The organism is Bradyrhizobium betae, assembly GCF_008932115.1.
Taxonomy (GTDB): Bacteria; Pseudomonadota; Alphaproteobacteria; order Rhizobiales; family Xanthobacteraceae; genus Bradyrhizobium; species Bradyrhizobium betae.
Map to the genome: position 1 here is coordinate 4,653,682 of NZ_CP044543.1, position 12,588 is coordinate 4,666,269.

Annotated in this window: 14 protein-coding genes; 10 read left to right on the forward strand and 4 right to left on the reverse strand. The window is 63.6% G+C overall.

Features of this window, described 5'->3' with window-relative positions; all coding sequences use genetic code 11:
- Positions 1-1,277: 1,277 nt before the first annotated feature.
- The 4 genes from F8237_RS22265 to F8237_RS22280 all read right to left on the reverse strand — a co-directional run bounded on the left by F8237_RS22265 (position 1,278) and on the right by F8237_RS22280 (position 5,676).
- Entirely contained in the window at positions 1,278-1,913 is a 636-nt protein-coding gene (locus F8237_RS22265; RefSeq protein ID WP_151647916.1) for a MarR family winged helix-turn-helix transcriptional regulator, read from the reverse strand.
- A gap of 865 nt (positions 1,914-2,778) precedes the next feature.
- Entirely contained in the window at positions 2,779-4,116 is a 1,338-nt protein-coding gene (gene fliI, locus F8237_RS22270; protein WP_151647918.1) for a flagellar protein export ATPase FliI, read from the reverse strand.
- A gap of 36 nt (positions 4,117-4,152) precedes the next feature.
- Positions 4,153-4,881, reverse strand: coding sequence for a flagellar basal-body rod protein FlgF (flgF, locus tag F8237_RS22275; RefSeq protein ID WP_151647921.1), 729 nt, complete (start codon positions 4,879-4,881; stop codon positions 4,153-4,155).
- A gap of 3 nt (positions 4,882-4,884) precedes the next feature.
- The gene (locus F8237_RS22280; protein ID WP_151647923.1) at positions 4,885-5,676 is read right to left on the reverse strand and encodes a DUF1217 domain-containing protein; all 792 of its coding nucleotides are present in this window, start codon (positions 5,674-5,676) and stop codon (positions 4,885-4,887) included.
- Positions 5,677-5,818: 142 nt separating this feature from the next.
- On the opposite strand from F8237_RS22280, the gene motA reads away from it, so the two are divergent.
- The 10 genes from motA (at position 5,819) to flgG (ending at position 12,571) form a co-directional block, all read left to right on the forward strand.
- Positions 5,819-6,715, forward strand: coding sequence for a flagellar motor stator protein MotA (gene motA, locus F8237_RS22285; protein ID WP_162006165.1), 897 nt, complete (start codon positions 5,819-5,821; stop codon positions 6,713-6,715).
- Positions 6,712-7,653: a flagellar motor switch protein FliM gene (locus F8237_RS22290; RefSeq protein WP_151647925.1), complete on the forward strand. Its 942-nt coding sequence runs from the start codon at positions 6,712-6,714 to the stop codon at positions 7,651-7,653. The genes motA and F8237_RS22290 overlap by 4 nt, the downstream gene beginning before the upstream one ends.
- Entirely contained in the window at positions 7,634-7,948 is a 315-nt protein-coding gene (locus F8237_RS22295; protein ID WP_151647927.1) for a hypothetical protein, read from the forward strand. The genes F8237_RS22290 and F8237_RS22295 overlap by 20 nt, the downstream gene beginning before the upstream one ends.
- Positions 7,949-8,024: 76 nt before the next feature.
- Positions 8,025-8,399, forward strand: coding sequence for a flagellar motor switch protein FliN (gene fliN / locus F8237_RS22300; protein WP_014440009.1), 375 nt, complete (start codon positions 8,025-8,027; stop codon positions 8,397-8,399).
- Positions 8,400-8,401: 2 nt separating this feature from the next.
- Complete coding sequence (locus tag F8237_RS22305; RefSeq protein WP_014440010.1) at positions 8,402-9,442, forward strand: flagellar motor switch protein FliG; 1,041 nt, start codon at positions 8,402-8,404, stop codon at positions 9,440-9,442.
- Between the two features lie 13 nt (positions 9,443-9,455).
- Positions 9,456-10,538 (forward strand): flagellar biosynthesis protein FlhB, encoded by a 1,083-nt coding sequence (gene flhB / locus F8237_RS22310; RefSeq protein ID WP_151647929.1) that lies wholly within the window; start codon positions 9,456-9,458, stop codon positions 10,536-10,538.
- Between the two features lie 65 nt (positions 10,539-10,603).
- Positions 10,604-11,005 (forward strand): flagellar basal body rod protein FlgB, encoded by a 402-nt coding sequence (gene flgB / locus F8237_RS22315; protein ID WP_151647931.1) that lies wholly within the window; start codon positions 10,604-10,606, stop codon positions 11,003-11,005.
- 11 nt (positions 11,006-11,016) lie between these two features.
- The gene (gene flgC / locus F8237_RS22320) at positions 11,017-11,433 is read left to right on the forward strand and encodes a flagellar basal body rod protein FlgC (protein WP_143841560.1); all 417 of its coding nucleotides are present in this window, start codon (positions 11,017-11,019) and stop codon (positions 11,431-11,433) included.
- Between the two features lie 2 nt (positions 11,434-11,435).
- Complete coding sequence (fliE, locus tag F8237_RS22325) at positions 11,436-11,765, forward strand: flagellar hook-basal body complex protein FliE (RefSeq protein ID WP_151647933.1); 330 nt, start codon at positions 11,436-11,438, stop codon at positions 11,763-11,765.
- 17 nt (positions 11,766-11,782) lie between these two features.
- Entirely contained in the window at positions 11,783-12,571 is a 789-nt protein-coding gene (flgG, locus tag F8237_RS22330; protein WP_014440015.1) for a flagellar basal-body rod protein FlgG, read from the forward strand.
- Positions 12,572-12,588 lie beyond the last annotated feature (17 nt).

The following is a 12,588-nucleotide window of genomic DNA, read 5'->3' on the forward strand; positions in this document are numbered from 1 at the left end:
GAACACCCGGCGGGAAACCGCCGGGTGTTTTTTTGTTTGTCGAGATGCTAGCCCGGATGGAGCGCAGCGCAATCCGGGAAGGTTTTGCCGCGGTGTGAGAGCCCCGCATTCCGCTCTGCTCCATGCGGGCTACCAGGGCTTGCGTTGCCCGACGGGCAAAACACCCAAACACTCGGTCAATCCGGTCCGGCGAAAATATTCCACTTTGCCGAAATTCGGAAATGACGTATGTAGCGTCCATCCCGGCTCATCCTTGAGGGGCGATCGTACGTCGTCACGAGTTGCGAGCCGGGCCTGCGGTGGACGCGGCAGCGTCGTGCGCGAGAGGTGCGGGCAGGGCGGGTAGTCCCTGTGAGCCCGTGGCCACGTGCGGACGAGCGGCGCCAAAGTCCGGCGAAGCCTTTTGGCGAAGCCGGATGAGCTGCGTACGGCAAAACCGTGTGGTCCTGGCCGTCGTTGCTACGGTCAAGCCATCTGCGGAGATGCGCGCGAGCCCAACCGGGCGGACGGCATCGTCAATTCGCGGGGCGAGGGAGGCCAGAAGGAAAGTTCGGCTCCCGGGAGAGCACGGCATAAGCCGTCCGACCATCGCGCAGGGAAGGCCGAGTGATCGGCGACACCTGTATGCTGCTGTGCGGTTCTTCTGCGTGTGCTTTTCGCGCAGCAGACCGCGGGTGCCCGCCGGCACCCGGTCTTCCCTGCGCCCTCTTGGATTGGAGGGGCGAGAGAAGAAGCAAAACTCGGGCGAAACGCGCCGCGAGAATGCGAAGGCGTGTCTGTGTCCACACACTCGCTGTCATCGCCCGCCTTGTGCGCACTTGCGCACTGGGGCGGGCGATCCAGTACTCCGAGACAGCAGTGATTGAACCGAGAACCCGCAGCGTACTGGATTCCCCGCTTTCGCGGGGAATGACTGTGGCATTTGGAGACGCAGCCATTGCCTCATACTCCGTCATTGCGAGCGCAGCGAAGCAATCCAGAAGCCCTCCGCGGAAAGACTCTGGATTGCTTCGCTACGCTCGCAATTGTGATGTTGAGGCAGCGAGCGCCACAACTCGTTCTCGTGCCCCGGACGCAGCGCAGCGCCCTTGCGGTGCGCTGCAGAGCCGGGGCCCATCTCTGCGCATTGCATGTGTCGCATTGCGCTCGCAACGACGATGAGGAAGCAAACGCTCACGCGCGTTTCAAAGAACGAGGTCGTCGTGAAATTTTACGAAAGCTCTGGCGCCAGCATCCACGCGGAAGTTGCGTGGCCCGTTACGACACGGATATTCGTCCTAGCCTTCGCTTGCCACGCGCGCGCGGTCGACATGCCCCTCGATCTTCGGGCGGTCGCGGGTGCGCTCGAAGCTCGTGCAAAGCAGTTCGGTCTCCTCGAGCGAAATCGGCGCGCGATACAGCCGGCACATGAATTCCGCGGTGGAGCGTCCCTTGCCGGTGGCGGGACTGCGTTCAGCGAGAAACATGCAATCGCGGCAGATGCTGGCATCGAGACGCTGGTGCGCCGCGTCGAGGTGGTTGAGGATCTCGCGGAGCGAATCGCGGAGCCTGATGCATTCGTCGGTCCCGAGCGACGTTACGGCATTCATGACATGGTTGATCGGGTCATGCTGTCTCAGGCATTTCTCACCCTGCGCGGTGACGTGCAGCACGACGGACCGCTTGTCCTCGTGCGATGGTTTTCGCACCAGGAAGGACTTGCTCTCCAGCGTCTTCACGATCTGCGACGCCGTCGCCCTGGTCGCGCCGATGAAGCCGGCGAGTGCGGACGGGGTGCGCGAGAATCTGTTAGCGCGGCCGAGAAAACGCAACGCCATCCATTCCCGGTCGCGCAGTCCGTTCTGATTGCCTTCGAAATACCAGGCTCTCGCCGCTTGAACCAGCAGCTCGACAGCTTCGCGTGCCAACGGCATGAATTCCTACCTCGCCCCGGGAATCACGTCTGCGGCGCCCCGAAGTCGCCTTCCGCCGTTGTGTACGAATCCTTCGCGAGAAACCGCACCACCCACAATGTCCGACGCGTACGTCGTGCCCGATTGTCGCGCGAATGCACGGACTGCTCGGCATCCGACCTGGACTGATGGGCACTGCGAGGTACGGGGCGAAAAGCGATGTCGCCGTTGGCATGCCAGTCGTCGTGTCGTCGAACGAAAGCCCGAGTTTCCGTCACGATCGGACGATGGATCGGAGTTGTTCAACCGAAGCCCCTGAGTTCAAGTCACACGCAGACGTTTCTTATGTAGCCTCGAAACGATGAATGAGCTTCTCAACAAAATCAAGTAGAGACGCTCCCCGAGACTGGATGTCGCTGCAGACGAATGTAACGTTCAAGACAATCGCGCTGTTCGGGACACATGATGGTGATCGTAATACGCAGCGCAACAAGCTACTTGCACGCAATTGTGCGACGGTTTGATTGCACGTTGATTGCACGCACGTTGCTGTCCGACGTTGATGCAAATTGATGGAAGCTTGTGCATGACGATGGCGCCCATCGGCGCGTCATCCACAACTTCTGCGATCTTTCAGGGAATCGCCAAGGGAACTCGTTAGGATTGCACGTCACGGTTGTCATCGCAACGGCATCGGGATGGGCCGGTTCGGCCGCATGCGACCCGGCCGCGCGATCCTCCACCGAACGGTTGATGCCTGCGGTGGAGAACGGCCGGCGGCGATGTGTGCGCAGGCGCAGGACGTGTGGCGGCGCGCGTGGTCGACTGTCGCGATCATGGGCAGGGCTGCGATGACGGGCGGGGGCCGCGCCGTCGCCTCGTCCACCTATTCGCCCTTGAGCATGTCCCTGAGCTCGCGGAATGGATCGGCGCTTGGCGGCGCGGAGGCGTCCTGCCGCATCGCGCTGTAGATTCGCGGGACCAGATCGACGGCCTGGTCGAGCCCCGAATCACGCCCCGCCTGATATCCGCCCATCAGGCGAAGGTCGCGCGTGTCCTCGTATTTGGACATCATGGTGCGCAGCTTGCTCACCAATTCGCGCTCCTCGGGGTCCCAGACGTTGTGGGCGAGGCGGGAGACCGAGGCGAGGACGTCCACGGCCGGATAGCGCGCCTGGTCGGCGATGTGCCGGGAGAGCACGATGTGGCCGTCGAGGGTGCTGCGGATGGTGTCCGCGATCGGCTCGTTGTGGTCGTCGCCGTCGACCAGCACGGAGAAAATGCCGGTGATCGTCCCGGATCCCTCCTCGCCGGGCCCGGCGCGCTCCAGAAGGCGCGGCAGGTCGGTGAAGACCGTTGGCGCATAGCCGCGCGCGACCGCGGGCTCGCCGGCGGCGAGGGCGACCTCGCGGGCGGCGTGGGCGAAACGGGTGATCGAATCGACCACGAGCAGGACCGATTCGCCCCGGTCGCGGAAATATTCGGCGACCGCCATGGCGGTCTTCGGCGCCAGCCGCCGCATCATCGGGCTTTCATCTCCCGTCGATACGATGGTGACGGCGCGGCTGCGGTTGGCCCCGAGCACGTCCTCGATGAATTCCCGGACCTCGCGGCCGCGCTCGCCGACGAGCGCCAGCACGACGGTGTCGAAGCCCTGGCTGCGCGCCAGCATCGCCAGCAGCGTCGATTTGCCGACGCCCGAGCCGGCAAAGATGCCGACGCGCTGGCCGGCGCAGATCGGGGCGAACAGGTCGATGACGCGTACGCCGGTCCGCAGCGGCTTGTGGACGCGTGCGCGCTTCATCGCCGACGGCGCCTCGGCCTCCGCCGACACCGGCCGCGACCCCGGCGTGAGGGGGCCCTGTCCGTCCAGCGGCGCGCCGAGCGCGTTGATGACGCGGCCCTTCCAGCTCGGATCTGGCGCGAAGGACAGGGGCGGCATCCGGTAGGCGACCGAGCCGAGGCCGCCGGCGAATTGCCGGTCGAACGGCTTGGCGACGATGCCCTCGCTGTCGATTCTGATCACTTCGCCGATCTGGGGCTTGCCGCCGGAGCTGCCCCCGGAGTTGACGCCGATCAGTTCACCAAGCCTGACGAAGCGCGACAGGCCGGAAACGCGGAAATGCGTCGGCGCGATCTCGGAGATCGCGCCGCTGACGCTTGCCAGGGGAGTGCTCTGCTGAAGCTCCAGCAGCGCCCACTCGAGTTGCCGAAGAGCGTTCAAGGAAACCGTCCACCCTCATTGCGCACGAGACGCATCTTACTTGCCCGGCTCGCCCAGCGTCCGGATTGCATTCTGGAGCGAGCTCTCGGTGCCCTCGATCATCGAATTGGTGCCGTCGAAGGCGCGCGAGGCTGCGATCAACTTCGTCAATTCCATCATCGGATTGGCGCCGGAGCCCTCGACATAGCCCTGCTTGAAGCCGTCGCGGGAGAAGTCGGCGATGGCGGTCGCGGGCCGATCCGGCGTGACGCCGGAATTGCCGTAACGATCGAGATTGGCGTCGGCGGGAATGTTGAACAGCCCGATGGAGCCGATCTCGTTGTTGTCCTGGGTGATCGCGCCGCTGCGCGCGATCGCGATCGGTCCGCCGTTCGGGTCGAGCGTGATCTGCGCGCCGCCGGCATCGATGACGGGGAAGCCGGATACCGTCTGAAGATCGCCGTTGGGGGCGATCTGGAGGCGGCCGTCGCGCGTATAGACGGTGCCGTTCGGGCCGGCGAAGGCGATCCAGCCCTGTCCGACCACGGCGACGTCGAGCGGGTTGCCGCTCTCGGTAATGCTGCCGACTTCGCGCGAAATGATGTTGTCGCCGGGCGAGGAGAAGGCGACCGGGTTCGCGCCCGCCTTGGACAGCACGGTCTCGAACTTCACCACGTCGGTGCGGAACGCCGACGTGTTGACGTTGGCGACGTTGTTGGCGATCGTCTGGAGGCGCTTTTCGAGGGCGACCTGCGCAGACAATCCCACATAGAGAGCCGATTGCATGAGTTACTTTCCGAGCCGGATGGACTGAAGCTTCGTGAGCATGTCGGTGTCCAGGCTGGCCGACGTCGACGACGCGCCGGCAATCAGGACCAGCGCGGGGTTGGTCGAGGTGTCGCTCTGGGCTTGGGTCGCATCCCACATCGCCGCAAAGCGCTGCACGAACTTGTCGACCTTGGCCGGGTCCTGGAAATCGGTGAGATCGATCTTGTTCGTGATCATCTTGGCCTGGGCATCGATGTCGGACGAGCTGATCGTCGACGACCAGCCCATTGCGGTCTGGACCACCTGGGTCAGCGCCTTGTCGGCGAGGATCTGATAAGCGGTGGTGATGGTGGAGGCCTTGCGGGTGAAATAGAGCGCCAGCCGCAGACCCTCGTTCTGGTCGCCGGCCTTCTCCTCCATCGTCTGGGTGACGTATTGGGTCGCCGTGCCGGTCGTCGCCGCGGTCGCCTGGGTCGCCTGGTCGCCGAGGGCGGCGAAATTGAAGGCGGCGGCGAATTGCCGGTAGCGGGTGTCGGACAGCTTGTTGGCGAAGGCATCCTTGTCCGAGACGCCCTCGGTCAGAACCTTGCGCATGAACGCCTTGGCATAGGCCATATCGCTGAGGCCATAGGCCTTCATCGCGTAGGAATAGAGGCGATAGTCCTTCAGGAAATCGTCGACGGTCTTCACGTTGCCGATATGGCTCAGGAAGTAATCCGTCTCGCGGCTGACATCCGGCTCCGTCGCGACCTGCGTCAGCGACTTGCCCATGTCCTTGGTCAGTCTGGTGTAGTCCGCGATGGTGGATAGCATGACCCGCGCCTCTCTGGCCGCACTTGCGACGCCATCCCAAGCTGCCGTGAATTGCTTGCGCGGAGCTGACGAGCGGCAAACCAGCCTCGCGCAAGCGTCGCCGAATAGGTATTCCCGATGGGATCGGCGATGGAGCGGCGCGTTGGGCAGTTTCGTGGGGGTTGTCATCACGGTAGCGGCGCTGCTTGGCGGATTTGCCGCCATGGGCGGGCATCTTGGCGTGCTGATGCAGCCGTGGGAATTCGTGATCATCATGGGGACCGCGGCCGGCACCTTCATCATGGCCAATCCATGGAAGACGGTCGTTGATACCGGGCTTGCCTGCGTCCAGGCCGTCACCGGTGCCGTGCCGGGCGAGCGCTATTATCTCGACCTGCTGGGAGCCCTCCACGCCCTGATGCGCGAGCTGCGGGGCAAGGGCCGTAACGAGGTCGAGGCGCATATCGACGATCCCGCGTCCTCCGAGATCTTCAAGGCGTTCCCGAGCGTGCTTGGCGACCCCTCGCTGCTCCAGTTCATCTGCGACTACGTCCGCCTCATCATCATGGGCAACGCGCGCACGCACGAAATCGAAGCGCTGATGGACGAGGAAATCCACACCATCGTGAAGAGCAAGCTGGCGCCCTACCATTCGCTGGTAACGGTGTCCGAAGCGCTGCCGGCGCTCGGCATCGTCGCCGCGGTGCTCGGTGTCATCAAGGCGATGGGCGCGCTCGACCAGTCGCCGAAGTTGCTCGGCGGATTCATCGGTGCGGCCCTGGTCGGCACCTTCGCCGGCATCTTCCTGTCCTACGGCATCATTTCGCCCTTCGCGATCAAGATCAAGATGACGCGCGAGAAGCGCTGCCGGCCCTACATCATCGTCAAGCAGACGCTGCTGGCCTTCATGAACGGCGCCATGCCGCAGATCGCGGTCGAGCACGGCCGCAAGATGATCTCGAGCAACGAGCGTCCCTCGATCGACGTCGTCGAGAACGAGACGATCGCGGGTCCCAAGGCCGTCGTGACCGATGCTGAACCGAAGGCTGCCCGCGCATGATGATGGAAAACGTCGACGTCGATCAGCGCAAGCAGCTGCCGAACTACCTGCTGGATGCGGCCGGCATCTCGATCGAGCGCATGCCGATGCTCAATGTGATCTTCGATCGCATGGCGGCATCCTGTACCGACAGTCTCCAGCCGATCGCCGGAACGCCCTGCTACTTCTCGGTCAACGGTATCACCAATGATCGCGTCGGTGATATCATCAAGGACTACGAGGCCAACGCGGTCGCCGCCGTGCTCTATGCCGAGCAGTGGGACTCCCGCATCATCATCATGCTCGACCGCGATTTTGTGTTCACGATGGTCGAGGCGATGTTCGGATCCGACGGCGCCGAGCCGCCGCTCGATGTCGAGCGCACGTTCTCGAACATCGAGATCCGCCTGGTCCAGGCGCTGTTCGAGAGGTTCGCCAAGGCGCTGCAATCCGCCTTCGCCGGCACGTCCAACGTCACCTTCCGCGTCGAGCGGGTCGAGACCGCCATGGCGTCGCTCGCGATCGGCCGCAGCGGCAACATGTCGATCTGCGCGAACATCATGCTGCAGGCGCTCTACCGCGGCGGCCAGATGTTCCTCATCATCCCGCACTCCGCGCTCAATCCGCTCAGGCAGAAGCTCGCACACGTCGTCGTCAGCGACGGCCGTGCGGCGGATCCGCGCTGGCGCGAGCAGATGGAGAGCGAGGTTCACCGGACCGAGGTCACGCTGAGCGCGGTGCTCGACGAGAAGATGATATCCCTCGACGACGTCGTGAAGTTCCATGTCGGACAGGTGATCGAGCTCGAAGCCACGCCGCGCACGCTGGCGCGGCTCGAGAGCAACAACCAGGTGCTGTTCTGGTGTCAGATCGGCCAGCTTGATGGCTATTACGCCATGCAGGTGGCGGATCCCGTCGACCAGAAGCGGGAGTTCGTCGATGATATCCTATCTCGTTGATGCCGTGCTGCTGATTGCGCTGGCCTTCACCAGCATGCGGGTGACGAAGATGCACCGCGAATTGGCACGGCTGCGCAGTTACCAGGGCGAGTTCTCGACCATCGTCCACGAGACGGCGGGCGCCTTCGATACGGTCATCACCGCGGCGCACGATTCGACTGCAAATCTGGGCCGGCTCGCCAACGTGCTGAGCACGAAGATCGATCAGGCCCACGAGGCGATCGCCGCGCTCGATGCGCGGAACGGGCTCCAATCCGCCGCGACCGTGAGCGGTCCTGAAGCGAACAAGCATTGAAACCGAGACAGATCGAACACGCACGACCGGGGCGCTGAGACGCACCGGGACCGGAAATACCAAGAGGCGAGACCAAATGGCGCAATCCTTCGACTATGAAGCTGCATCTGCAACGGGAGATGCCGAAACGTCTCCGCTGGAGCGGTTGGCGGAAATTGCCGCGCGCACCGCGGAGGAGACCGGCAAGTTCGCCAATGTCGATGCGATCCTGCGCATTCCCGTCACCATGCAGGTGGTGCTCGGGTCGGCCACCATTCCGGTGGCGAACCTGATGAAGCTGGGCCGCGGCGCCGTGGTGCCGCTGGATCACCGCGTCGGAGAGCCCGTCGACGTCGTGGTCAACGGCCGCGTGGTTGCCCGCGGTGAGGTGGTCGTGGTCGAAGAGGACAATTCCCGCTTCGGCGTTTCGCTCACCGAGATCGTCGGGCCGCTGGGGCAGGGTGATACCTGACCATGGCGGCACAGGTCGGCATCGCTCCCATCAAGCAGCGAGGCGTTGCCACGTTGCGCGGAACGGACAAGGTCGCGGCGCTCCTGCTGGCCATGGGCCGTCAGGCGGCTGCGAGCGTGCTTCAGCAGTTCGAGCCGCAGGATATCCGCATCGTCACCAAGGCCGCAGCCGAGCTGCGGCCGATCACGGCACAGGAGCTGGAGGGGATCGTCGAGGAGTTCGCCCAGCAGTTCTCGATGGGCGCCAACATCCTCGGTACGATCGGCGGGCTCGAGGCCGTGCTCGGCGACGTGCTTCCGGCCGACCAGGTCTCGGCGATCATGTCGGACCTGCTCGGCAATTCGAGCCGGTCGGTGTGGGATCGCGTCTCGTCGGTGTCGGAAAATTCGCTGGCGACCTACCTCTCCAAGGAGCATCCGCAGACCGCGGCGCTCATCCTGTCCAAGGTCAAGCCGGCCTGCGCGGCCAAGGTGATGAGCCAGCTGCCGTCGAGCCTGCGCAACGAGCTGATGCGGCGCGTGCTCAGCCTCAAGCCGATCGTCGACGACGCGATGAAGGTGCTCGAGAAGACGCTGCACGAAGACCTGACGCTGAACTTCGCCCGCAACCTCGGCGCGGACACCTATGCCCGCGTCGCCGACATCATCAACAAGATGGAGCGCGGCCACATCGAAGACATGCTGAAGAGCCTCTCGGAGAAGCGGCCGAAATCGGCCGAAGTTCTCAAGGAACTGCTGTTCACCTTCGACGACGTCATCCACTTGACGCCGAAGGCGCGCACCATGATCTTCGACCAGGTGCCGACCGATCGCATCGTCGTCGCGCTGAAGGGGACCGACAAGCACTTCCGCGAACTGATCCTGTCCTCGGTCGCCTCGCGCGTCCGTCGCGTCGTGGAGCACGAACTCGCCATCGGCGAACCGTCGAACCAGCGCGACGTGCTGGAGGCGCGGCGCGTCATCACCGACCTCGCGCTCGACCTGGCGGAAAAGGGCGAAATCGAGCTCAACCCCGAGCAGGAGGATGAGCTGGTCTTCCGCTGACCGCTGAACCGGCATGGCAGAATCCGACCAGGAGAGCAAAACAGAAGAGCCGACCGAGAAGAAAGTCCGCGATGCGCTCGACGAGGGCAAAATCCCGGTCTCTCGGGAGGCGTCCATCTTCGCGTCGATGGCGGCGCTGATGGTGATTCAGATGTTCCTGATCAGCAATGGTGTGCAACAACTGACGCCGACGCTGAGGAACCTTCTCGACGATCCTGACGGCTTCCCCCTCAACAACGGGGCAGACGCGCAGAACCTCCTCACGGTGGTAGGGCTCGAGGCGTTTCGATTCCTGATTCCCCTCGTCGTCGTCCTGGTCGCATTCGGGCTGGCAGCGTCGCTGCTGCAGAACGCGCCCAGCCTGGTGCTCCAGCGCATCATGCCGGATCCTTCGCGAATCTCTCCGGTCAGCGGCTGGAACCGGCTGTTCGGAACGCAGGGATGGGTCGAATTCGGGAAGTCGCTGTTCAAGCTCGCTTCGGTGACCGTCGTCGTCGCGTTCGTGCTCCGCTCGTCCGAAGCAAAGGCATTCGAGGCGATGTATACCGACCCGGTCGCGCTTCCGGAAATGATTCTCAACATCGCGATGCGGATCGTCTCGGCGATCTGCATCGCGACGATCGTCCTTGTCGCGATCGATCTTGCCTGGGCGCGCTTCCACTGGCGGCGCGAGCTGCGCATGACCAAGCAGGAGATCAAGGACGAGCACAAGCAGGCGGAAGGCGATCCGATGGTCAAGGCGCGCCTGCGTTCGCTGGCGCGCGATCGTTCCCGCCAGCGGATGATCGCCTCCGCCTCGCGCGCGACGCTGGTGATCGCGAACCCGACGCACTTTGCGATCGCGCTGCGCTACAAGCGCGAGGAAAACGCAGCGCCCGTCGTCGTCGCCAAGGGTATGGACGTGGTCGCGCTGAAGATCCGCGAAGTCGCCGAGAAAAACCGGATCCCGGTGATCGAGAACAAGGCGCTCGCGCGCGCTCTCTATGAAGCGGTGCAGGTCGACCAGGTGATTCCCGCGGAATTCTTCCGGCCCGTCGCCGAGCTCATCTACTTCCTTCAGTCCAAGCAGGCGCCGCGGCCCGAGAACGTTCAGTAGATTTCCGAGGACTGCGTCCGCTCCATCAGCCTGACGAAAGCTTGCGCCCCTAAGCTTCTCTACCAATGGACCAGAATGGGGCTGTCGTGGGACCGCTGTATCTCTTCGAACTCGCATCGTCGCAGGCGCGGTATCTCGAACTCCGCCAGTCGACTATTGCCACCAACGTTGCCAACGCCAATACGCCGGGCTTCAAGGCGCGCGACGTCGAACCCTTCAACAAGGTGCTCGACAGCACGCCGGTCAGGCTCGCGACGACGTCGCCCTCGCACATGCAATTGTCTGCGGCCGAGACCGACACGCGGAAGACCGCGAAGAAGGACAGCTGGGAAGTGGTGCACTCCGGCAACTCGGTCAGTCTCGAGCAGGAGATGATCAAGGGCAGCGACGTCAGTCGCGACTACTCGATGAACTCGGCGGTCGTGCGGTCGTTTCACCGCATGCTGCTGTCGAGCGCGAAGAGCTGAGGTGAATTGAAATGCTGGACTCACTGCAAGCGTCATTGACGGTCGCGAGCTCAGGGCTCGAATCGCAGTCGACGCGCATGCGCATCGTCTCGGAAAACCTCGCCAACGCGACGTCGACGGGGCGCACCGCCGGTGCCGATCCGTATCAACGCAAGACCATCACGTTCGACGCCGCGCTGGATCGCGCGTCGGGCGCGCAGCTCGCGAAGGTCAAGGAGATCGGGGTCGACACCACGCCGTACCGCGTCGAGTACGATCCGGGGCATCCCGCCGCCGACAAGGCCGGTTACGTCAAGCTGCCGAACGTCAACATGATGATCGAGATGGCCGACATGCGGGAAGTCAACCGGTCCTATGAAGCCAATCTACAGGTCGTGAAACAGGTGAGGTCGATGCTGGGCATGACCATCGACCTGCTGAGGAGCTGACAATGCTTGAGGCAATTTCATCCACGGCGATCTCCGCAGGCCAGGCGGCGTCCCGCGCAACCGAGGCGCAGGCCATCTCGCCCGCGTCCCCGACCGCGATCCAGTCCACCGACGACGTCGGATTCGAATCGGTGATGAAGCAGGTGACGACGGATGCGATCGGGACGCTGAAGGCGGGTGAAGCGGCCTCGATCTCGGCGATGCAGGGCAAGGAATCGACGCGTCGCGTCGTGGAGGCGCTGATGTCGGCCGAGCAGGCCTTGCAGACGGCGGTCGCGGTTCGCGACAAGGTCGTGCAGGCCTACCAAGAAGTCGTTCGTATGTCGATTTGACCTGAAGGAATGACACTGTGAAATCGCTCGCCATTGCGGCCACGGGCATGAATGCCCAGCAGACCAACATCGAAGTCATTGCGAACAACATCGCCAACATCAACTCGACGTCCTACAAGCGGGCTCGCGCGGAGTTCACCGATCTGTTCTACCAGATGGATCGCATGCAGGGCGTCACGAACGTCAACGGCTCGTCGCCGATTCCGGAAGGCGCCAATCTCGGACTTGGCGTCAAGTCGGCGGCCATCCGCAAGCTTCACATCCAGGGCGCGCTGACGCAGACCGGCAACCCTTACGACATGGCGATCAACGGTCGGGGCTGGTTTCAGGTGCTCGGCCCGAACAACGAAGTGCAATACACCCGCGCAGGTTCGTTCAACACCAACGCCAACGGCCAACTCGTCACGATCGACGGCTATCTGCTGGATCCCGCCATCACGGTGCCGCAGGGAACCGTCGAGGTCACGGTCAACCAGACCGGACAGGTGTTCGCCAAGCTGGACACCGAAATCAATGCGCGGCAGATCGGCCAGCTCAACCTCGCCAATTTCGCCAACGAGGCGGGCCTCGAGCCGCTGGGCAGCAATCTCTATCGCGAGACCACGGCGTCTGGCACGCCGGTCGTCGGACTCCCGGGCGATTCCGGTTACGGCAAGATCAACCAGAAATATCTCGAAGCCTCGAACGTCGATCCGGTCAAGGAAATTACCGAGTTGATCTCCGCCCAGCGTGCCTACGAAATGAACGCCAAGGTCATCCAGGCCTCGGATGAAATGGCCCAGACGGTCTCGAAGGGCATGCGCTAGTTCCGGTGTCTCGATGT